The following is a 21,807-nucleotide window of genomic DNA, read 5'->3' as shown; positions in this document are numbered from 1 at the left end:
CCGGCGGGGCACATGCGACCAGTTGCAACAAGTGAAACGAGAAACGATCGGAGCGCGCTTGTCACGCGCCTTGCATGTTCGCTTCGAACAATCGCCCCCGGCCCTCGTATGGCAGCCGCAGGGAATGCGGCGCCGGCGGGGTTCCTGCCTCGTTTCGCTTCAGGGAGTCCTCCACATGTTGCGCAAGACCTTGCTCGCCACCTCCGTGATCGCCGCCGCGATCGCGGTCGGCGCTTCGGCCTCCACGGCCAGCGCCTCGCCCTTCCACGGCTACGGCCACGACCACGATCGGGACCACCACCATGTCGGCCTGCGCGCCGAGGCCTACCCGACGGCCACGCCGATCAAGCACGTCGTGGTGCTGTTCAACGAGAACGTCTCCTTCGACCACTATTTCGCCACCTACCCGCAGGCCGCGAATCCCAGTGGCGAAACCGCCTTTCACGCGCGGCGCGGCACGCCCGCCGTCAACGGCCTGAGCGCAGCGCTGCTCACCGCCAACCCCAACTTCACGAACACCGCCAACGGCAGCGGCGCCGCCAACCCCTTCCGGCTCGACCCCAGCCAGGCCGCCACCGCCGACCAGAACCACGCCTACACGGCCGAGCAGTTCGCCTACGACGGCGGCAAGGCGGACCTGTTTCCCAAGTACACCGGCCACGCCACCACGGGCGCGGTGGGTGCCTTCGGCACCAACGGGCAGGTCATGGGCTACTACGACGGCAACACCGTGACGGCGCTGTGGAACTACGCGCAGCATTTCGCGATGAGCGACGCCGCCTACACCGACACCTACGGCCCCTCCACGCCCGGCGCGCTGGAAGTGGTCTCGGGCCAGACCGATGGCGTGAGCCTGGTGAAGACCAGCAAACAGCCCTTCACGCTGGCCGCGTATTCGTACTACGTCAACGACGGGGCTGGGGGCTACGCGCTGATCAATGACGTGGATCCCGCCTATGACGTGTGCTCCAGCCCCACCGACCAGATCCTGATGCAGGGCCGCAACATCGGCGACCTGCTCAACGCCCGCGACGTCTCCTGGGGCGGGTTCATGGGCGGCTTCAACCTCGGCACCGTCAACGCCAACGGCAGCACCGGCTGCAAGCGCAACACGACGTCGAGCTACACCGGCACCACGGCCGACTACATTCCCCACCACAACTGGTTCCAGTACTACCCGTCGACCGCCAACCCGACCCATGCCCGTCCTTCGTCGGTGCAGGCCATCGGCCATGGCGACGAGCCGGGCACGCGCACGCCCGACCCCGCCAACCACGAGTACGGCCTGAATGACTTCTTCGCGGCGGTCAAGGCGGGCAACTTCCCGGCCGTCAGCTTCCTCAAGGCCCCGGCCTACCAGGACGCGCACGCCGGCTATTCCGACCCGCTGGACGAGCAGGCCTTCGTGACCAAGGTGGTCAACTTCCTGCAGCAGCAGCCGCAATGGAAGGACACCGCGGTGATCGTCACCTATGACGATTCGGACGGCTGGTACGACCATGCCTTCGCCACGCCGACCAACCCGTCCTTCGACTCGCAGGCCGACCAGCTCGACGGCCCCGGCGTGTGCGGCAGCGGCAAGCCGATGCCGGGCGTGAAGGGCCAGCCGGTCAACGGCCGCTGCGGTCCCGGCACGCGCATCCCCTTCATGGTGATCTCGCCCTGGGCCAAGGCCGACTACGTGAGCCACCAGCGCATCTCGCTGGCCTCGGTGACCCGCTTCATCGAGGACAACTGGCTGCACGGCGAGCGCCTGGGCGGCGGTTCCTTCGACGCCACCACCGGCAGCATCATGGACATGTTCCGCTTCGGTGGCGACCACGACGGCGACGACCACGGCTGGCACCACCACGGCTTCGGCGGCCGCATGAGCCCGCCGCTGTTCCTGGATCCGACCACCGGCGCCGTGCTGCGCCGCGCGCCGGCCGGCAGCAACTCGCCGAGCTCGAGCTGATGTCCCTGCGCGCCTTGCTGATCGCGGTCACCGCCGCGTTCCTGACGGGCGCGCCCTGGGCCGCGGAGGCGGCGGGCGCGACGCCCGCCGCCTCCGCGCCGCTCCAGGCGCCGGTCGTTGCGGCCTCGCGGCCCGCGCTCCCGCTGGTGCTGCCCGATGGAGGCAATCCCCATCCGGTGCAACTCGTGCTGCCGCCGCGCAAGCCGCTGAGCGCGGTGGCCCGGCTGGGGCGCGAACTGTTCTTCGACCGCCGGCTTTCCGGCTCGGGGCGCGTGTCCTGCGCCTCCTGCCACAGCCCCGGGCACGCCTACGGCCCGCCCAACGCGCTGCCGGTGCAGGTCGGCGGCTCGCGCATGAACCGCTACGGCGTGCGCGCGGTGCCCTCGCTGGAGTACCTGTACCGCCAGCAGAATTTCAGCATCGGCCCGGACAACGAGGAAAACGAGACCGTCACGCTGCAGCAGCTGGTGCAGCTCGGCAGGCAGTCCGCGCGCTTGCGCAAGACCGCCCAAGACACGGCGGCCACGGCCGCCAACCTGGTGCCCCAGGGCGGCCTGTTCTGGGACGGTCGCGTCAACACCCTGCAGCAGCAGGCCGACGGCCCGCTGTTCAACCCCCTGGAGATGGATGCCGGCAGCGTGGACACGGTGGCCGCCAAGCTGCGCGGCGCCGGCTACGCGGCCCAGTTCCGCCAGCTGTTCGGTCCCGGCATGCTGGGGAACTCGCAATTCCTGGTGAGCGAGGCGCTGTTCGCGCTGGCGCGCTTCCAGATCGAGGACCCGAGCTTCCACCCCTTCACCAGCAAGTACGACGCCTGGCTGCAGGGCCGGGCCCGTTTCACGCCCTCCCAGGCGCGCGGCTACGTCGCGTTCAACGACCCGCGCAAGGGCGACTGCGCCGCCTGCCATCTCGACCGCCCCGGCGCGGACGGCCGGCCGCCGCTGTTCACCGACACCCAGTACGAGGCCCTGGGCGTGCCGCGCAACCCGGCGATCCCGGCCAACGGCGACCCGCGCTATCACGACCTGGGGCTGTGCGGGCCCTACCGCAGCGACCTGGCCAGCCAGACCCAGTACTGCGGCATGTTCCTCACGCCCACGCTGCGCAACACGGCGACGCGCCGCGTGTTCTTCCACAACGGCGTGTACCACTCGCTGGCGCGGGTGCTGGACTTCTACGACTTCCGCGACACGCGCCCGGCCAGGATCTACCCCGTGGTCGACGGCAAGGTCGACAAGTACGACGACCTTCCCGCGGCCGACCAGGCCAACGTCGACCGCAGCGACCCTCCCTTCGATCGCAAGGCGGGGCAGCCGCCGGCCATGAGTGCGCGCGACATGCGTGACATCATCGCATTCCTGAAGACCCTGAACGACGGCTGGCGCCCGCGCTGAGCGCGCGCGAGACAGACTCCCGCCGCGCGCAGCGCGGCGGGCTGCCCGGGCTCAGCGCGAGCCGCTGGCCCCGGGCATCGGCGCCGGGCCGGCGCCGGGCGCCGCCGCCGGCATCGGGCCGTGAATGGTCCCGTGCATGGGCCCGTGCATGGGGCCGTGCATGGGGCCGCGCCGGGCGCCCCCGTGCGCATGCTCGCGCCAGGCCTGCGCCGCGCGCCGGCGCTGCTCGGGCGTCATCACCTCGGCGATGGCGATGCGCGTCTGCAGGCGCTGTTCGCCGGCGCGCGCGAGCAGGGGCTCGCGTTGCTGCTGCAGTTTCTGCAGCGCCGCCACGTCGACCGTGGGCGCCGCGAACAGGCGGCGTTCCTGCTCGCCCAGCGCGCGCAGTTGCCCGCGCACCGGCTCGGCGTCGGCGCGCGCGCGGCGCAGGATGGCGCGAATGCGCTCGCGCTGCTCGGTGCTGAGCCCCAGGCGCCGTATCCAGGCGCCGTGGTGCTGCCAGCGCGCACCGGCGCAGCGCTGCGCGTGCCAGGCTCGCGCGGGCGCGGAAGCGCCGCCCGCGGGGGGCGGCGTCTGCGCCTGCGCGGGGGCCTGCAGCAGCAGCGCGCCCAGCGTCAGGGCCGGGCCCAGGGCCCGGGACAAGGTGGACAGGGGGGAAGGCATGGACGGATCTCCGGTTCGGCGCGGGCCGCTCGATGCGAAGCCCGCGCCATGATGATCCGCGCCCCGTTTGTCCTGCGTATTCCCGGCCGATGTCGAAGTATTGCCCGCGTCCAGTGCCTCGCAGCCGCGGCCGTCCATTCAATCTTCGAGCAGGGACAGGTCGCGCACGGCGCCCTTGTCGGCGCTCATGGCCAGCTTGGCGTAGGCCCTGAGCGCCGCCGACACGCGGCGCTGGCGCGGCTGCGCGGGCTTCCAGCCCCGGGCGTCCTGCTCGGCGCGGCGGCGCTGCAGTTCGGCTTCGTCGACCAGCACGTCGATGCCGCGGCGCGGGATGTCGATGCGGATGCGGTCGCCGTCGCGCACCAGGCCGATCGCGCCCCCCGCTGCGGCTTCCGGCGACACGTGGCCGATGGACAGCCCGGCGGTGCCGCCCGAGAAGCGCCCGTCGGTGACCAGCGCGCACTGCTTGCCCAGGCCCTTGGACTTCAGGTAGGAGGTGGGGTAGAGCATCTCCTGCATGCCCGGGCCGCCGCGCGGGCCCTCGTAGCGGATCACCACCACGTCGCCGGCCTGCACCTCGTCGCCCAGGATGCCCTTGACCGCCGCGTCCTGGCTCTCGTACACGCGCGCCTTGCCCTCGAAGGTGTACAGCGCCTCGTCCACCCCCGCGGTCTTCACCACGCAGCCGTCGGCGGCGATGTTGCCGTACAGCACGGCCAGGCCGCCTTCCTTGTTGTAGGCGTGCTCGACGCTGCGGATGCAGCCCTTCGCACGGTCCAGGTCCAGGCTGGGCCAGCGCGTGTCCTGGCTGAAGGCCACCTGCGAGGGAATGCCGGCGGGGCCGGCGCGGAAGAACTCGTGGACGGCCGGGTCCTCGGTGGCCAGCACGTCGTGGCGCGCCAGCGCCTCGCCCAGGCTGCGAGAGTGCACGGTCGGCACGCTGGTGTCCAGCAGCCCGCCGCGCGCCAGTTCGCCCAGGATGCCCATGATGCCGCCGGCGCGGTGCACGTCCTCCACGTGGTAGTGGCTCGACGGCGCCACCTTGCACAGGTTGGGCACGCGGCGCGAGAGATGGTCGATGTCGGACATGCCGAAGTCCAGCTCGGCCTCCTGCGCGGCGGCCAGCAGGTGCAGGATCGTGTTGGTGGAGCCGCCCATGGCGATGTCCAGGGTCATCGCGTTGGCGAAGGCGGCGCGGCCGGCGATGTTGCGCGGCAGCACCGAGGCGTCGTCCTGCTCGTAGTAGCGCTTGCACAGTTCGACCACCAGGCGCCCGGCACCCAGGAACAGCTGCTTGCGGTCGGCGTGCGTGGCCACCACGGTGCCGTTGCCCGGCAGCGCCAGGCCCAGCGCCTCGGTCAGGCAGTTCATCGAATTGGCGGTGAACATGCCCGAGCAGGAGCCGCAGGTGGGGCAGGCCGAACGCTCCACGCTGGCCACCTCGTCGTCCGAGACCTTGGGGTCGGCCGCCATCACCATGGCGTCGATCAGGTCGATTTTCTTGATCGTGCTGGTTCCGGCCAGGCGCGTGGTGCCGGCTTCCATCGGGCCGCCGGAGACGAACACCACCGGGATGTTCAGGCGCATCGCGGCCATCAGCATCCCCGGGGTGATCTTGTCGCAGTTGGAAATGCACACCAGCGCGTCGGCGCAATGCGCGTTGACCATGTACTCGACCGAGTCGGCGATGATGTCGCGGCTGGGCAGCGAGTACAGCATGCCGTCGTGGCCCATGGCGATGCCGTCGTCCACCGCGATGGTGTTGAATTCCTTGGCCACCCCGCCGGCGGCCTCGATTTCGCGCGCCACCAGTTGGCCCATGTCCTTCAGGTGCACGTGGCCCGGAACGAACTGGGTGAAGGAGTTCGCGATGGCGATGATCGGCTTGTCGAAGTCGCCGTCGCGCATGCCGGTGGCGCGCCACAACGCGCGCGCGCCCGCCATGTTGCGCCCGGCGGTGGAGGTCTTGGAACGATAGGCTGGCATGGCTGCTCCTGCGGAAAAAGGGGATCCGGCCGGAATCTACGCCAGTTCTTTCCGGATGTGAAATCTATAATTCAGGGCGTATTGAGTCGAAATACCTCTCACAACTTCTCCGCCGTGGACGTACGCCAGCTCCGGCATTTCCTCAGCGTCGCCGAGACCCTGCATTTCGGACGCGCCGCGCAGCGCCTGCGCATGACCCAGCCGCCGCTGAGCCAGTCCATCCTCGCCCTCGAGCGCGAGTTGGGCGCGCCGCTGTTCGTGCGCACCCGCCGCAGCGTCGCGCTCAGCGCCTTCGGCGAGCAATGGCTGCCCCACGCGCGCGCGGTGCTGCAGGGGCACGACGCGCTCGCCGCCACGGCGCGGCGCCTGCTCGCCGGCGAACTCGGCCGGCTGCAGATCTCCTTCGTCAGCACCGCGGACTACAGCGTGCTGCCCGAACTGGTGCTGCGCTTCCGGGAAAGCCATCCGGACGTGGAGCTCTCGCTGACCGAGGCCACCAGCGACGTGCAGATCGCCGCGCTGCTGGAGGGCAGGGGGCAGGTGGGCATCATCCTGCCCGACGGCCAGGAATCCATGCCGGGCATGCTGCGCTACCACCGGCTCGAATCCGAGCCCCTGGTGGCGGCAGTGCCCGAGGCCTGGGTGGAGCAGCGGCGCATCCGGCCCCTGCGCGGCCGGCTGGCGCGCTCCGAGGTGGTCGCCTCGCCGCTGGTGCTGTTCCCGCGCCACGTGGCGCCCCTGTTCTACGACAAGGTGGTGGGCTACTGCTCGGCCTCGGGCGGGCAGGTCGCCATCGCGCAGCACGCGATCCAGATGCAGACCATCGTCAGCCTGGTGTCGGCCGGCATGGGCATCGCCCTGGTGCCGGCCTCCTTGCGCAGGCTGGCGCGCGCGGGGGTGCGCTACCTGGACCTGCAGGACGCCCCGAGCCTGGAGATGGGCATGGTCTGGCGCGCCGACCGCATGGACCCGGTGCTGGACAGCTTCCTGCGCATGGCCGGAGTGCCCGCCGAGGCCGAGGCCAAGGGCCCGGTCCCGCGCCGGGCGGGCGCGTAGCGCTCGCGGCCCCGGCCTCGCGCGCCCCGGGGGCTCAGGCCGGCGCCGCCTGGCGCTCGTTCCATTCCCGCACGATGCGCCGCAGCGCGTCCAGGCCGTCGGTCAGCGCAGCCGGGCCCGGCTGCAGGATCAGCGGCGACTTGATCTCGTACAGCGCGCCCTCGCGCACCGCCGGCACATCCTGCCAGCCGGCGCGCGCGGCCACGCGCTGCGGGGAGAATTTCTTGCCGCACCAGGAGCCGATGATGATGTCCGGGCGCCGGCGCACCACTTCCATCGGGTCGGCCACGATGCGGTCCCGGCCCAGGCTGGCGGCGGCCAGCTCGGGGAAGATGTCCTCGCCGCCGGCGATGCCGATCAACTCGCTGACCCAGCGGATGGCCGAGATCGGCGGATCGTCCCACTCCTCGAAGTACACCCGGGGCCGGCGCGGCAGCGCGGCGGCCTCGCATTCGGCCTCGCGTGCGGCCTCGCGCAGCCGCGAGGCCAGGCTCGCGGCCAGTTGCCGCGCCGCCTCGGCGGCGCCCACCAGCGCGCCCAGGCGGCGCACGTAGCCCAGGATCTGCTCCACCGAGCGGTGGTTGCTGATCCACACCTCGACGCCGTGGCGGATCAGCGCCTGCGCGATGTCCGCCTGCATGTCGGAAAAGCCGATGGCCAGGTCGGGCTCCAGGCGCAGGATGTCGTCGATGCGCGCGGAGGTGAAGGCCGACACCCGCGGCTTCTCGCGCCGCGCCCGCGGCGGGCGCACGGTGAAACCCGAGATGCCCACGATGCGCCAGGACTCGCCGAGGGCGTACAGCACCTCGGTGGGCTCCTCGGTGAGGCAGACGATGCGCCGCGGCAGTCCCGGCTCGCCCGGGCCCTGCTCCTGGAACGGCGCGCTCACATGCTGCGCCGGTACTGGCCGCCCACCTCGAACAGCGCGTCGGTGAGCTGGCCCAGCGAGCAGCTGCGCACGGCGTCCATCAGCACCTCGAACACGTTGCCGTCCTCGATCACCGCCTGCCGCAGGCGCTGCAACTGGCGCGGCGCCTCGTCGGCGTGGCGGGCGTGGAACTCGTGCAGGCGGTCGAGCTGGCTCTGCTTTTCCTCGGGGGTCGAGCGCGCCAGCTCGATGCTCTCGGGCACCGGGTCGCCCTCGGGGTTGCGGAAGGTGTTGACCCCGATGATCGGCAGCTCTCCGGTGTGCTTGAGCATCTCGTAGTGCATGCTCTCTTCCTGGATCTTGCCGCGCTGGTAGCCGGTCTCCATCGCGCCCAGCACCCCGCCGCGCTCGGCGATGCGGTCGAACTCGGCCAGCACCGCCTCCTCCACCAGTTCGGTGAGCTCGTCGATGATGAAGGAGCCCTGGTTCGGGTTCTCGTTCTTCGCCAGCCCCCATTCGCGGTTGATGATCAGCTGGATGGCCATCGCGCGCCGCACCGACTCGGTGGTGGGCGTGGTGATGGCCTCGTCGTAGGCGTTGGTGTGCAGGCTGTTGCAGTTGTCGTAGATGGCGATCAGCGCCTGCAGCGTGGTGCGGATGTCGTTGAAGGCGATCTCCTGCGCGTGCAGGCTGCGCCCGCTGGTCTGCACGTGGTACTTGAGCTTGCGGCTGCGCTCGCCCGCGCCGTAGCGCTCGCGCATGGCCACTGCCCAGATGCGCCGCGCCACCCGCCCCAGCACGGTGTACTCCGGGTCCATGCCGTTGCTGAAGAAAAAGCTCAGGTTGGGCGCGAAGTCGTCGATGGGCATGCCGCGCGCCAGGTAGGCCTCCACGTAGGTGAAGCCGTTGGCCAGCGTGAAGGCCAGCTGCGAGATCGGGTTCGCCCCGGCCTCGGCGATGTGGTAGCCGGAAATGCTCACCGAGTAGAAATTGCGCACCTTGTGGCGCACGAAGTACTCCTGGATGTCCCCCATCACCTTGAGGCTGAACTCGGTGGAGAAGATGCAGGTGTTCTGGCCCTGGTCCTCCTTGAGGATGTCCGCCTGCACGGTGCCGCGCACGTTGGCCAGCGCCCAGGCGCGCAGCTGGCGCGCCTGCTCGGGCGAGGGCGGGTGGCCGTGCTCGGCCTCGAACCTGTCCAGCTGCTGGTCGATGGCCGTGTTCATGAACATGGCCAGGATGGCGGGCGCCGGCCCGTTGATGGTCATCGACACCGAGGTCGACGCATCGCAGAGGTCGAAGCCGGAGTACAGCACCTTCAGGTCGTCCAGCGTGGCGATGCTCACGCCCGAGTTGCCGATCTTGCCGTGGATGTCGGGGCGCAGGTCGGGGTCGTTGCCGTACAGCGTGACCGAATCGAAGGCCGTGGACAGGCGCTTGGCCGGCATGCCCTCGCTGACCAGCTTGAAGCGCCGGTTGGTGCGGAAGGCGTCCCCCTCGCCGGCGAACATGCGCGTGGGGTCCTCGCCCTCGCGCTTGAAGGCGAAGGTGCCGGCCGTGTAGGGGAAGCCGCCGGGCACGTTTTCCAGCAGCAGCCATTTCAGGCGCTCGCCGTGGTCCTCGTAGCGCGGCAGCGCGACCTTGCGCATGGTGGTTCCCGACAGCGTGCGCACGGTCAGCCGGGTGCGGATCTCGCGCTCGCGCACCTTCACCACGTGTTCGTCGCCCGCGTAGGTTCGCTGCAGTTCGTCCCAGCCCGCGAGCAGCGCGCGCGCCGGCTCGCCCAGGCGCTGTTCGCGCTGCGCCGCCAGTTGTTCGAGCCTTTCGTCCGTGCCGGGCTCGATGCCGCCGGCGGCGCGCAGCATGGCCCGCGCCGCGCGCAGCTGCTGCGCCTCGCGGGCCAGCGCCGCCTGCTCGCCGGCACGGCGCTTGTAGCCGCGCACCACCTCGGAGATGTCGGCCAGGTAGCGGGTGCGCGCCGGCGGCACGATGGGGTGGCGGTGGGTGCTGAAGCGCGTGGACACCTCCGGCAACAGGCCTTGCTCCAGCGCCAGGCCCAGTTCGCCCAGGCGCGCGCGCAGCGCCTGGTACAGCGCGGTGACGCCATCGTCGTTGAAGCGGCTGGCCATGGTGCCGAACACCGGCATGTCCTCCGGGCGCGCGCCGAAGGCCTCGCGGTTGCGCTGCACCTGCTTGGCCACGTCGCGCAGCGCGTCGGCCGCGCCCTTGCGGTCGAACTTGTTGATGGCCACGAATTCGGCGAAATCCAGCATGTCGATTTTCTCGAGCTGGCTGGCGGCGCCGAATTCCGGGGTCATCACGTACAGCGGCAGGTCCACCAGCGGCACGATGGCCGCGTCGCCCTGGCCGATGCCCGAGGTCTCCACCACGACCAGATCGAAGCCGGCCAGCTTCACCGCGGCCAGCACGTCGGGCAGCGCGGCGCTGATCTCGCTGCCGGTCTCGCGCGTGGCCATGCTGCGCATGTACACGCGCGGACCGTCGCGCCAGGGGCCGATGGCGTTCATGCGGATGCGGTCGCCCAGCAGCGCGCCGCCGCTCTTGCGCCGCGACGGGTCGATGCTGATCACGGCCACGCGCAGGTGGTCGTGCTGGTCCAGGCGCAGGCGCCGCACCAGCTCGTCGGTGAGGCTGGACTTGCCCGCGCCCCCGGTGCCGGTGATGCCCAGCACCGGCGCGCGCGCCTGGCCCGCGCGCCGGCGCAGCTCGGCCACCAGCCCGGCCGACGCGCGCCCGTTCTCCAGCGCGGTGATCAGGCGCGCCAGCGCGCGCCAGGCCTGCGGCGTGTGTCCGGCCACCGCGTCGAGCGCGTCCGGCTCGGCCGCGCCCGCCTCGCGGTCGCAGCGCATGAGCATCTCGCCGATCATGCCCTGCAGGCCCATGCGCTGGCCGTCCTCGGGGCTGTAGATGCGCGCCACCCCGTAGTCCTGCAGCTCGCGGATCTCGGCCGGCACGATGACCCCGCCGCCGCCGCCGAACACCTGGATGTGCTCGCCGCCGCGCTGGCGCAGCAGGTCCACCATGTACTTGAAGTACTCGACGTGCCCGCCCTGGTAGGAACTGACCGCGATGCCCTGCGCGTCCTCCTGCAGCGCGGCCGTCACCACCTCCTCGACCGAGCGGTTGTGGCCGAGGTGGATCACCTCGGCGCCCATGCCCTGCAGGATGCGGCGCATGATGTTGATCGCGGCGTCGTGGCCGTCGAACAGCGCGGCGGCGGTGACGAACCGGACCTTGTGGGTCGGTCGGTAGCCGGCCAGCGCCTGTTGCTGCGCGGAAAGATCGGTCATGGGAAGCCCCGGGGTTGTCGCTGCATCACTGTAGACCATCGTCCCCGGCTTCGCCACGGTGACCCTGCCGGCGCGCGTCCTCCCCGGGCGCCTGGCCGCGGTAGGCGCCGGGCGTGCGGCCGGCCCAGGCGCCGAAGGCCCGGGTGAAGCTCTTCTCGCTGGCGAAGCCCACGGCCAGCGCCACCTGCTTGAGCGGCTGCCGGCCCTGGCGCAGCAGCTGCGCGGCGCGCTCGAAGCGCACCGCGTCCTTCAGGCGCTGCAGCGAGGTGCCCTCGTCGCGCAGCTGCCGGTGCAGGGTGCGCGTGGACACGTTGAGCGCGGCCGCAAGCGAGGACGCGGTGTGCGGGTCGTCCGGCCGCGCGGCCATGCAGGCGCGCGCGCGGCTGGCCAGCAGGCGGTCGCGCCGGTACTGCAGCACGGTGAGGGACAGTGCGTTCTGCAGCATGGCCTGCATCGCGCGCTCGTCGCGCCGCGGCGCCAGCTCCAGGTACTGCGCCGGCAGGCTCATGCTCGCGCGGCGGGCGGCGAAGCGCACCGGCCCGGGGAACAGCAGGGGGTGCACGTCGCCGTGCGCCGGGCGCTCGAAGGGGAATTCCACGCCCAGCAGGGGAATGCGCGAATCGATCAGCCAGCAGGCATAGCCGTGCACGTAGCGCAGCGTGGTGACCAGGCACAGCTCGCGCAGCGCGCCGAAGTCGCGCCGCTCCTCGATGCCCAGCGTGGCCACGCCGTCGCGCAGTTCCAGGTGCAGCAGCAGGTCCTCGGTGAGCAGCCGGTGGTGCCGGCACCAGCGCTTGAGCGCCACGCCCAGGTCGGGCGCCGTCAGCGAGCCTCGGCACAGCAGCCCGTAGCTGCCCCAGGGCAGGCGGCGGGAGAACCAGCCCAGCGCCTCGTCGTCGAGCTCCTGCATGGCCGCGCGGCACAGCGCCTCGAACTGCCGGGCGCTCACCCGGGCCTGTGCAAGCCGCAGCTCGGAAGGCGCGATTTGCGCCAGGCGCAGGGCCGCGGAGGGGTCGGCGCCGTAACGCCGGTAGGCCAGCACCACCGCCTGCACGAAGGCCATCGGCGTCAAGGCGGCCTCCGGCCTGGGCGGCGGCGCGGCGGATGCGGGGTGCATGGGCGGTGGCGGTCGCGGCGAAGCCGGAATTGTATCGCCCCCCACCTGGAAAGTCGGCACGATCTGCAACCATGTTGGCAGCCTATGCGCTGCGCACGCTCCTAGAGTGATAGCCTTGGGCGGGCCGGCGCTCGCGCCCGCCGCGTTGACAGGAGACTCCCATGGTTCAGCTACCCGGCCTCGACTTCGGCCTCGGCGAGACGATCGACATGCTGCGCGAGACCGTGCGCGTGTTCGCGGCCAAGGAAATCGCGCCACGCGCCGCGCAGGTCGACCGCGACAACCTGTTCCCCGCCGACCTCTGGAAGAAGCTCGGCGACCTGGGCCTGCACGGCATGACCGTGTCCGAGGAGTACGGCGGCACCGAACTCGGCTATCTCGCGCACATGGTCGCGATGGAGGAGGTCTCGCGCGCCTCGGCCTCGGTGGGGCTGTCCTACGGCGCCCACTCCAACCTGTGCGTCAACCAGCTGCACCGCAACGGCACGCCGGAGCAGAAGCGCCGCTACCTGCCCAAGCTGGTGTCCGGCGAGCATGTCGGGGCGCTGGCCATGAGCGAGCCCGGTGCCGGCTCCGACGTGGTGAGCATGAAGCTGCGCGCCGACAAGCGCGGCGAGCGCTACGTGCTCAACGGCTCCAAGATGTGGATCACCAACGGCGGCGACGCCGACACCCTGGTGGTCTACGCCAAGACCGACCCCCAGGCCGGGCCCAAGGGCATCACCGCCTTCCTCGTCGAGAAGGGCTTCAAGGGCCTGTCCTTCGGCTCCAAGCTGGACAAGCTGGGCATGCGCGGCTCCAACACCTACCCGGTGTTCTTCGAGGACTGCGAGATCCCCGAGGACAACGTGCTGGGCGGCGTGGGCGGTGGTGTACGCGTGCTCATGTCGGGCCTGGACTACGAGCGCGCGGTTCTGTCGGGCGGGCCGCTGGGCATCATGGCCGCCTGCATGGACGTGGTCGTGCCCTACGTGCACGAGCGCAAGCAGTTCGGCCAGGCCATCGGCGAGTTCCAGCTCATGCAGGGCAAGCTGGCCGACATGTACACCACCTGGCAGGCCAGCCGCGCGCTGGTGTACGCGGTGGGCCGAGCCTGCGACCGCGCGGACCACGCGCGCACCCTGCGCAAGGACGCGGCCGCGGCCATCCTGTACTCGGCCGAGAAGGCCACCTGGATGGCCGGCGAGGCCATCCAGGTGCTGGGGGGCAACGGCTACGTCAACGAATACCCCACGCCGCGCCTGTGGCGCGACGCCAAGCTGTACGAGATCGGCGCCGGCACCAGCGAGATCCGCCGCATGCTCATCGGGCGCGAACTGTTCGGCGAGACCGCCTGAGCCGGCGCGCGCCGCACATCGAGGAGCCTTCCATGCAGGTGCTGCAAAGCCAGGTCGATCCGCGTTCGGAGGAGTTCCGGGCCAATTCCCAAGCCATGCAGGCCGTGGTCGACGATCTGCGCGACAAGGTCGCCCAGGTGGAACTCGGCGGCGGCGAGACCGCGCGCGCACGCCACACCGCGCGCGGCAAGCTGCTGGCGCGCCAGCGCATCGAGTTGCTGCTCGACCCCGGCTCGCCCTTCCTGGAGATCGGCCAGCTGGCCGCCTGGGGCCTGTACGACGGCGATGCTCCGGGCGCCGGCATGGTGGCCGGCATCGGGCGCGTCCAGGGCCTGGAGTGCATGGTGGTGGCCAACGACGCCACGGTCAAGGGCGGCACCTACTATCCCCTGACCGTGAAAAAGCACCTGCGCGCGCAGGAGATCGCGCAGGCCAACCAGCTGCCCTGCGTGTACCTGGTGGACTCCGGCGGGGCCTTCCTGCCGCTGCAGGACGAGGTGTTCCCGGACCGTGACCACTTCGGGCGCATTTTCTTCAACCAGGCCAACATGTCGGCGCTGGGCATTCCGCAGGTCGCGGTGGTCATGGGCTCGTGCACCGCCGGCGGCGCCTACGTGCCGGCGATGAGCGACGAGACCGTGATCGTGCGCGACCAGGGCACCATTTTCCTGGGCGGCCCGCCGCTGGTGAAGGCCGCCACGGGCGAGGTGGTCAGCGCCGAGGCGCTGGGCGGCGGCGACGTGCACACCCGCATCTCCGGCGTGGCCGACCATCTGGCCGACGACGATGCCCACGCGCTGTTGCTGGCGCGGCGCATCGTGAGCCACTTCAACCGCGTCAAGCCGGTCACGGTCAAGCTGGAGGCGACCGAGGAACCGCTGTACGACCCGCGCGAGATCTACGGCATCATCCCGCGTGACACCCGCAAGCCCTACGACGTGCGCGAGGTCATTGCCCGCGTGGTCGACGGCTCGCGCCTCGACGAGTTCAAGCCGCGCTACGGCACCACGCTGGTCACCGGCTTCGCGCGCCTGTACGGCATGCCGGTGGGCATCGTGGCCAACAACGGCATCCTGTTCGGCGAGTCGGCGCTCAAGGGCGCGCATTTCATCGAGCTGTGTTCCCAGCGCGGCATTCCGCTGGTGTTCCTGCAGAACATCACCGGCTTCATGGTCGGGCAGCGCTACGAGAACGAAGGCATCGCCAAGCACGGTGCCAAGATGGTCACCGCGGTGGCCACCACCCAGGTGCCCAAGGTCACCATGCTCATCGGCGGCAGCTTCGGCGCCGGCAACTACGGCATGTGCGGGCGCGCCTATTCGCCGCGCTTCCTGTGGATGTGGCCCAACGCGCGCATCAGCGTGATGGGCGGCGAGCAGGCCGCGGGGGTGCTCGCCACGGTGCGGCGCGAGGGCATCGAGGCCAAGGGGGGCCAGTGGAGCGCGCAGGAGGAGGATGCCTTCCGGCAGCCCATCCGCGCCCAGTACGAGGCGCAGGGCCATCCGTACTATGCCACCGCGCGGCTGTGGGACGACGGCGTGGTCGATCCCGCGCAGGCGCGCCGGGTGCTGGGCCTGTCGCTGTCGGCCGCGCTGAACGCGCCCATCCCGCCCACGCGCTTCGGCGTGTTCCGCATGTAGCACCGGCGCGCGCCGAGGCACGAAGACCTGGGGCAGCCCGGCCATTGCCGGAGAGGAGATTCCACGATGTTCAAGAAGATCCTGGTCGCCAACCGCGGCGAGATCGCCTGCCGGGTCATGCGCACCGCGCGCTCGCTGGGCATCGCCACGGTGGCCGTGCATTCCGAGGCCGACGCGAACGCGCGCCACGTGCGCATGGCCGACGAGGCCGTGCTCATCGGTCCGGCGCCCGCGCGCGAGTCCTACCTGGTGGCCGAGCGCATCCTGGAGGCCGCGCGGCGCAGCGGCGCTGAGGCCATCCACCCCGGCTACGGCTTCCTGTCCGAGAACGAGGAATTCGCCGAGGCCTGCGAGCGTGCCGGCATCGTGTTCATCGGCCCGCCCGCCTCGGCCATCCGCGCCATGGGCTCGAAATCCGCCGCCAAGGCGCTGATGGAACGCGCCGGCGTGCCGCTGACCCCCGGTTACCACGGCGAGGACCAGGACCCCGGACTGCTGGCGCGCGAGGCCGCGCGCATCGGCTACCCGGTGCTCATCAAGGCCAGCGCCGGCGGCGGCGGCAAGGGCATGCGCCGGGTCGACGACCCCGCCGATTTCGCCGCCGCGCTGCAGTCCTGCAAGCGCGAGGCGCTGGGCGCCTTCGGCGACGAGCGCGTGCTGGTCGAGAAATACGTGCTGCGCCCGCGCCACATCGAGATCCAGGTGTTCGGCGACACCCACGGCCAGTGCGTGTACCTGTTCGAGCGCGACTGCTCGGTGCAGCGCCGGCACCAGAAAGTGCTGGAGGAAGCTCCCGCGCCGGGCATGACTGCGGAGCGCCGCGCGGCGATGGGCCGCGCCGCGGTGGAGGCGGCCCGCGCGGTGGGCTACGTGGGCGCCGGCACGGTGGAGTTCATCGCCCACCAGGACGGCAGCTTCTACTTCATGGAGATGAACACCCGGCTGCAGGTGGAGCACCCGGTGACCGAGATGATCACCGGGCTCGACCTGGTCGAATGGCAGCTGCGGGTTGCCGCCGGCGAGGCGCTGCCGCTGCGCCAGGAACAGATGGAGTTGCGCGGCCACGCCATCGAGGCCCGCGTGTACGCGGAGGACCCCGAGCGCGGCTTCCTGCCCTCCACCGGCCGTCTGCTGCATCTGCAGCCGCCCGAGCAGGGCGAGCACGTGCGCGTGGACACCGGCGTGGAGCAGGGCGACGAGATCACGCCCCACTACGACCCGATGATCGCCAAGCTCATCGTCTGGGGCGCTGACCGCGCGCAGGCACTCGGGCGCATGCGCCGCGCGCTGGCCGAGTACCGCGTGGTGGGCGTGTCCAACAACGTCGACTTCCTCGCCCGGCTGGTGGACACGCCGTCCTTCGCCGGCGCCGACCTGGACACCGGGCTGATCGAGCGCGAGCAGGCCCGGCTGTTCCCCGAGCAGGCGCCTCCGCCCGACGAGCTCTGGCTGCTGGCGGCGCTGGCCGAGTTGGCGGGCCCGGCCGCGCGTCGCGGCACCGCGCAAGCCGATGCCCGGCCGAGCACGTCTGCCGGAGCCGCGGCCCAGCAGGCCGATGCCTCCGGGGCCGGCTCTCCCTGGGCCGCCGCCGACGCCTGGCGCCTCAACGGCCGGGGCATGCGGCGGCTGGCCCTGCGCCACGGCGAGCAAACGCGCGAGATCACGGCGCAAGCCGACGGTGACGCCTGGCTGCTGCGCCTCGACGGATCCGCGGCTCCGCCCGTGCCGTCGCGGGCCGAGTCCGATGCAGGCGGTGAGCTGCGGGCGCGCCTGGGCGAACGCCACCTGCATGCGGCCGTGCTGGCCGCGGGCGAGCGCCGCCACGTGTTCCTCGACGGGCGCTGCACCGTGTTGTCCGTGGTCGACCCGCTGCATGCCGGCGGCGACGCGCAGCACCAGGAGCACAGCCTGCGCGCGCCCATGCCCGGCAAGGTGGTGGCCGTGTCGGTGCGCGCCGGCGACGAGGTGGAAAAAGGCGCGCCGCTGCTGGTGCTGGAAGCCATGAAAATGGAACACACCATCAGCGCGCCGCGCAAGGGCGTGGTGGCGGTGCTGCACTACGCCGTGGGCGACCAGGTGCCCGACGGCGCCGAACTGCTGGAGTTCGACGCCGAGGACGAAACCGGAGCTCAGTGACCGCGCAGAAGAACCTGCGCCGCCGCGCCTGGCACCGCACCGCTGCGAGGATTCGGCTCGGGCGTGAAGCTCAGCCCCGCGACCAGCGGCGGCCCCATTGCATCGCCGGGCGTTCGACCGCCCAGAACAGCAGCGCCGACACGGGCAGGCTCAACAGCACGCACAGCGCGAGCAGCAGCGGCGTGGAGCGGCCGAGGACGCTCCAGCCCGCCAGGTTCGCCAGGTGCGCGATCTCGTCCAGCACCAGCGGGTGCAGCAGATACAGCGAGTAGCTGATCGCTCCGATCAGCGGCAACACGCGTCCGCGCAGCTTGAACACGAAGGCCAGTAGCAGAAACAGCGCCACCGCGAAGGGCATGGCGAGAAAAATGGAAATCAGCCCCGGGTCCGCCCCCTGCGCGTTGCGCAGCAGCCAGAGCACCGGCAACAGGCCCAGCCACAACGCCAGCACCAGCGCCAGCAGGCCGGAACCCGCGCGGCTCATCGTGCCGTCGTGCCAGCGCCGCAGGCCCGCTCCGGTGAACATCGCGGCGAAATAGGCGGCGAAGTTGCCCCAGTTCATGTTCAGCAACCCGGGGATCGCGTGGTGCGCCACGCCGCCGCCCCCGGCGTGGGCCGTGGCCTCCTGCGCCAGCCTGCCGAGATGGAAGGGGAAGGGGCCGTTCCAGTAGTCCAGGTAGAACAGGAACACCAGCAGCCATCCCAGGGCCACGGCTCCCGGCACCCAGTCACGGCGCAGCAGGCCCAGGCGGTGCAGCAGGTAGCAGCCCGCGTAGAAGGCCAGCTCCAGTTTCAGGGTCCAGTACACGCCCTCGAGATCGCCCACGTGCAGGAAGCTCTGCAGCATGGTGGCGTTCGCCAGCAGCACGCGCGGACTCCACGCGCTGCCGGCGATCTGCCAATGCACCAGCGCGGCCAGCGCAATGGACACCCAGTAGGCCGGGTACAGGCGCAACGCCCGCCGCACCCAGAACTCCCCGCGCCGCGTGCCTTCGCGCAGGCTGGCGGGAATCACGAAGCCCGAGATGACGAAGAACAGCACAACGCCGATGCGTCCGAAGTCCAGGTTCTGCACCAGCCAGTCGAAAACCTGGCCCGCGTGCATCGCGACGGGACGCACGGGCACCACCGCGGCGCTGCTGTGGATGGTCACGACCATCAGGGCGGCGATGGCCCGAATCGAGTCGATATGCGCCAGGCGGTGTGGGGAAATGCGTTCCATGTTCCGATTCGATCGCTGCAGGAGCCCGGTCCGTCGCGGTCGTCAGGGCAGCGTACGCATCCTCCCCGCCCACCCTGCCGGGACGCGGACGAGGACGCCAGGCAGCGATTGTGCGTCACGCAGACCGGCACGCCCTGATCGGTGGCGACCAGCTACGCGCCGGGCATCTCGCCGAGCGGGCGGCCTTTGCCGACATCTTGCACAGGAGGAGCATCGAACATGGATGGCTTCGACTATCCCGTGGTACTCGCGCCCCAGCCCGACGGCGGATTCCTGGTGAGCTTCCCCGACGTGCCGGAGGCCATCACGCAGGGCGAGGACGAGCAGGAGGCACTACTCGTGGCCGTGGATGCGTTGGAGACGGCACTGTCGTTCTACATCGATGCGCGCGCTCGGCTGCCGGTGCCCGGCAAGCCCCGGCGCGGCCAACGCACTGTGCGGCCCTCCGCGCTGGAGTGCGCCAAGCTGGGCGTGTACCGAGCAATGACCGAGCAGGGGATCCGAAAGGCCGAGTTGGCCCGCCGCCTGGGCTGGCACATGCCCCAGGTGGATCGCCTGTTCGACCTCCGGCATGCCTCGCGTCTGGACCAGCTCGAAGCCGCCGCGCGGGTCCTTGGGCGGCGCATCGAGGTGCGCGTGGAGTGATGGATCCGCCCGAAATCGGCATAGGGGGCGGCTCATGAGAGCCGCGCCCCTGCCACACCACCCGTCGAGCGGTCGCCTCGGTCGCGCCCAGACGGCGCGGCTGACGATGACTGGTGGCGCCGCGCTTGCACTGGAGCAGCTGGATGGCCCGTAGGCGGTGGCGCAGCCACTCGTCGCGCTTGCGCATGACGCCTGCCGGCCTGGGCGGCGCGCCGGCTGGCCCCTTGGCGCTGCCGGCTTTCGTCGCCGTGTCCGGCCAGCGCGCCCCAGAACACTATGTGGAAGGGTGTTCCCGAAGCCAGGCCTTCAGGGCGTCATTCATGCGCGTCTGCCAGCCCTTGCCGCTGGCGCGCAGGGCGTCGGCCACGTCCGCATCGACCCGGAGCGTGATCGAGACTTTCGGGCGCTCCAGCTTCGGGCGTCCCCGACTACGCCGGTAGCGCTCCAGCGCCGCGTCGAGCTCGGCCGACGTGGCGGGGCGCTCATCCTCGCTCAACCCGTCCCAGGCGTGATCCTTCCCGGCCGGGATCGCCTTCACGGCTTCGACCACTGCCTTACGGTTCATCGCATTCGTTTTCGAGCCAGTCACGGTACACCTCACGTTTCTCTTGGCTTGCCCGGCGGAAGCTGATGATGCGCGTCGCGCCATCGTGCTCGGTATGCACCACCGTCAGCACGGCCAGGAAGCCCAGCGCGTAGGACATCGACAACGTGCGCGCCTCTCCGGCCCGCACGATGGCGATATCGAAGCGAAAGCGCGACTCCAGGACCTCGGCCGCCTGGGCGAAGTCGAGACCGTGCTTCGCCAGGTTGGCCCGCCGCGTGGCTTCGTCCCAGGTATAGCGCGCTTTGACGTGATTTAGTGTATGTGCGTTTAATCCGAGGCGCAATCGATGCAGACGGCTGAACTCAAGTTCAGAACTGTCTGAAATTCGGTCCGACCTCAGAGGGGACGTGTCGCGCCCGATGTCACCCTGGCGTGACCCCGAAAAAAACAAAGCCCGCGAAATGCGGGCTAAGTCTTTGATTCTCTTGGTGCCGGTGAAAGGAACCGAAAAACCCTCGCAAGGCGTTGCCACGCAAGGAAGTCTGGCTCGGACCCGGGAGTCTCTACTGCAAAGCCTACCGACAAGCGTGCTCGCTGATCCCCGCGCAATGCGCAAGGTCTTGATTGTGGTATCGCGTAAAGTTGCGTGATACAGTCGGGAGCGTGATCAAGACTTTCCGTCACAAGGGTCTGCAGGCGTTCTTCGAGAACGGCAGCAAGGCCGGCATCCAGCCCCGGCATGCGCCGCGGCTCGGCAACCTGCTCGACCAACTGGACAAGGCGAAATCGGCCGGCGACATGAACCTGCCGGGCTGGCGGCTGCACCGCCTCAGCGGCCATCTGGCGGATCACTGGTCGGTGTGGGTCAACGGCAACTGGCGCCTGACCTTCACCTTCGACGGGCAGGACGCGATCCTCGTCGACTACCAGGACTATCACTGAACGCGTTGCCCTCATCGAACCAGGAGCAATCACGATGACCCGCATGCACAACCCTCCTCATCCGGGGCTGACCCTGCGTGACGACGTGCTACCAGCGCTCGGGCTGTCCGTGACCGAGGCGGCCGGGCAGTTGGGGGTGACTCGCGTCACGTTGTCGCGGGTACTGAACGGCCACACAAGCATCTCGCCCGAGATGGCGCTGCGCATCGAGGCCTGGCTGGGCGCCGATCGCGGCGGTCGGGCCGAACTCTGGATCGAGCGCCAGGCCGGCTATGACCTATGGCAGGCTCGCAAGGCGGGAAGGCGGATCAAGGTGAAGCGGGCGCCCATGGAGCCGGCGCCAGCAGCGTGAGGCGTTGCCGGATTCCCCCGACCGTATACCCAGCGTGTCCGCAGGAACAACAAGGCCGGCGAAGCGGGCCAACTCGTTGATTCTGATGGTGCCGGTGAAAAGAACAGTAAGACCCTCGCAAGGCGTTGCCACGCACGGAAGTCTGGCTCGGACCCGGGAGGCTCTACTGCAAAGCCTACCGACAAGGATGCCCGACGCGCGCGAGGGCTTGCCCGAGCGATCTTGAGCGCTCATGGCAACGCCGAAACAGCCGAGGGCGTCCGAGTCGATGCCCACGTGCACATGGTTGGCTGAAACGTACGCAAATGCAACACTCTGCGACATTGCGCATTCCCGTCCCGAAATCCCGCTAGATTGACCCAAACCGTTGTTCCCATCAATCGCGCAATCGCGATGGCCTTGGGCGACAACCACTTCGCTCGATAAGCCGGGAAGGGGGAGGGAAGCATGAAGTCGACCAGCTACGCAGCGCCACGACATCGACACCCTGCCTGCGGCGCGCCCGCGCGAGAGCGCCCCTGCGCACGTCCGGCCTGCACGATTCAGCCCTGACGCGCGCCGTCCGTGGTCCCGGAGGCGGAACCCGCGCAGCGGCCCTCCGGCGTGTCCAGCCCCGCGGTTCTTGACCCGGGACGGA

The 21,807-nt window shown here is 70.5% G+C and carries 17 protein-coding genes; 9 read left to right on the top strand and 8 right to left on the bottom strand.

Features of this window, described 5'->3' with window-relative positions:
• Positions 1-175 precede the first annotated feature (175 nt).
• Positions 176-1,954 carry a phospholipase C gene (locus D466_RS0101995; RefSeq protein WP_018912019.1) on the top strand — a complete coding sequence of 593 codons (1,779 nt, stop codon included), beginning with the start codon at positions 176-178 and terminating at the stop codon, positions 1,952-1,954.
• Complete coding sequence (locus tag D466_RS0101990) at positions 1,954-3,348, top strand: cytochrome-c peroxidase (RefSeq protein ID WP_018912018.1); 1,395 nt, start codon at positions 1,954-1,956, stop codon at positions 3,346-3,348. Before D466_RS0101995 ends, D466_RS0101990 begins: the two co-directional genes overlap by 1 nt.
• Before the next feature lie 51 nt (positions 3,349-3,399).
• Here the strand turns inward: D466_RS0101990 and D466_RS0101985 are convergent, their stop codons facing one another.
• Positions 3,400-4,011: a Spy/CpxP family protein refolding chaperone gene (locus D466_RS0101985; RefSeq protein ID WP_018912017.1), complete on the bottom strand. Its 612-nt coding sequence runs from the start codon at positions 4,009-4,011 to the stop codon at positions 3,400-3,402.
• A 138-nt stretch (positions 4,012-4,149) separates the two neighbouring features.
• A complete protein-coding gene (gene ilvD / locus D466_RS0101980; protein WP_018912016.1) occupies positions 4,150-5,997 on the bottom strand; it encodes a dihydroxy-acid dehydratase in 1,848 nt (615 codons plus the stop codon).
• A gap of 114 nt (positions 5,998-6,111) precedes the next feature.
• On the opposite strand from ilvD, the gene D466_RS0101975 reads away from it, so the two are divergent.
• Positions 6,112-7,053, top strand: a complete 942-nt coding sequence (locus tag D466_RS0101975) for a LysR family transcriptional regulator (protein WP_018912015.1) — start codon at positions 6,112-6,114, stop codon at positions 7,051-7,053.
• Positions 7,054-7,087: 34 nt separating this feature from the next.
• Here D466_RS0101975 and D466_RS0101970 read toward each other — a convergent pair whose 3' ends face one another.
• The 3 genes from D466_RS0101970 to D466_RS20260 are packed head-to-tail and all read right to left on the bottom strand — an operon-like array spanning position 7,088 to position 12,349.
• Positions 7,088-7,942, bottom strand: coding sequence for an ABC transporter substrate-binding protein (locus D466_RS0101970; RefSeq protein ID WP_018912014.1), 855 nt, complete (start codon positions 7,940-7,942; stop codon positions 7,088-7,090).
• Positions 7,939-11,232, bottom strand: coding sequence for a fused isobutyryl-CoA mutase/GTPase IcmF (gene icmF / locus D466_RS0101965; RefSeq protein WP_018912013.1), 3,294 nt, complete (start codon positions 11,230-11,232; stop codon positions 7,939-7,941). Before icmF ends, D466_RS0101970 begins: the two co-directional genes overlap by 4 nt.
• A 25-nt stretch (positions 11,233-11,257) precedes the next feature.
• Positions 11,258-12,349, bottom strand: coding sequence for an AraC family transcriptional regulator (locus tag D466_RS20260; RefSeq protein WP_051083652.1), 1,092 nt, complete (start codon positions 12,347-12,349; stop codon positions 11,258-11,260).
• A 161-nt stretch (positions 12,350-12,510) separates the two neighbouring features.
• On the opposite strand from D466_RS20260, the gene D466_RS0101955 reads away from it, so the two are divergent.
• From D466_RS0101955 to D466_RS0101945, 3 genes are all read left to right on the top strand, one after another.
• A complete protein-coding gene (locus D466_RS0101955) occupies positions 12,511-13,686 on the top strand; it encodes an isovaleryl-CoA dehydrogenase (protein WP_018912011.1) in 1,176 nt (391 codons plus the stop codon).
• 32 nt (positions 13,687-13,718) lie between these two features.
• Complete coding sequence (locus tag D466_RS0101950) at positions 13,719-15,326, top strand: carboxyl transferase domain-containing protein (protein WP_018912010.1); 1,608 nt, start codon at positions 13,719-13,721, stop codon at positions 15,324-15,326.
• Positions 15,327-15,392: 66 nt separating this feature from the next.
• On the top strand, positions 15,393-17,462 hold the full coding sequence (locus tag D466_RS0101945) for an acetyl/propionyl/methylcrotonyl-CoA carboxylase subunit alpha (protein WP_018912009.1): 2,070 nt from the start codon (positions 15,393-15,395) through the stop codon (positions 17,460-17,462).
• A 70-nt stretch (positions 17,463-17,532) separates the two neighbouring features.
• On the opposite strand, the gene D466_RS20255 is transcribed toward D466_RS0101945, so the two are convergent.
• Complete coding sequence (locus D466_RS20255) at positions 17,533-18,684, bottom strand: acyltransferase (RefSeq protein WP_018912008.1); 1,152 nt, start codon at positions 18,682-18,684, stop codon at positions 17,533-17,535.
• A 219-nt stretch (positions 18,685-18,903) separates the two neighbouring features.
• Here D466_RS20255 and D466_RS0101935 point away from each other — a divergent pair, with 219 nt between their 5' ends.
• Complete coding sequence (locus tag D466_RS0101935) at positions 18,904-19,329, top strand: type II toxin-antitoxin system HicB family antitoxin (protein ID WP_018912007.1); 426 nt, start codon at positions 18,904-18,906, stop codon at positions 19,327-19,329.
• Positions 19,330-19,603: 274 nt separating this feature from the next.
• Here D466_RS0101935 and D466_RS0101930 read toward each other — a convergent pair whose 3' ends face one another.
• On the bottom strand, positions 19,604-19,894 hold the full coding sequence (locus tag D466_RS0101930; RefSeq protein WP_026284782.1) for a BrnA antitoxin family protein: 291 nt from the start codon (positions 19,892-19,894) through the stop codon (positions 19,604-19,606).
• Positions 19,884-20,408, bottom strand: coding sequence for a BrnT family toxin (locus D466_RS24640; protein ID WP_231385645.1), 525 nt, complete (start codon positions 20,406-20,408; stop codon positions 19,884-19,886). Before D466_RS24640 ends, D466_RS0101930 begins: the two co-directional genes overlap by 11 nt.
• Positions 20,409-20,539: 131 nt before the next feature.
• On the opposite strand from D466_RS24640, the gene D466_RS0101920 reads away from it, so the two are divergent.
• On the top strand, positions 20,540-20,818 hold the full coding sequence (locus tag D466_RS0101920; protein ID WP_018912004.1) for a type II toxin-antitoxin system RelE/ParE family toxin: 279 nt from the start codon (positions 20,540-20,542) through the stop codon (positions 20,816-20,818).
• A 34-nt stretch (positions 20,819-20,852) separates the two neighbouring features.
• Positions 20,853-21,170 carry a HigA family addiction module antitoxin gene (locus tag D466_RS0101915; RefSeq protein WP_018912003.1) on the top strand — a complete coding sequence of 106 codons (318 nt, stop codon included), beginning with the start codon at positions 20,853-20,855 and terminating at the stop codon, positions 21,168-21,170.
• The last annotated feature ends 637 nt before the right edge of the window (positions 21,171-21,807 follow it).

Origin of the sequence: Thiomonas sp. FB-6 (assembly GCF_000377645.1) — a bacterium.
Taxonomy (GTDB): domain Bacteria; phylum Pseudomonadota; class Gammaproteobacteria; order Burkholderiales; family Burkholderiaceae_C; genus Thiomonas_A.
This window is presented reverse-complemented; position numbering and strand designations above follow the sequence as displayed.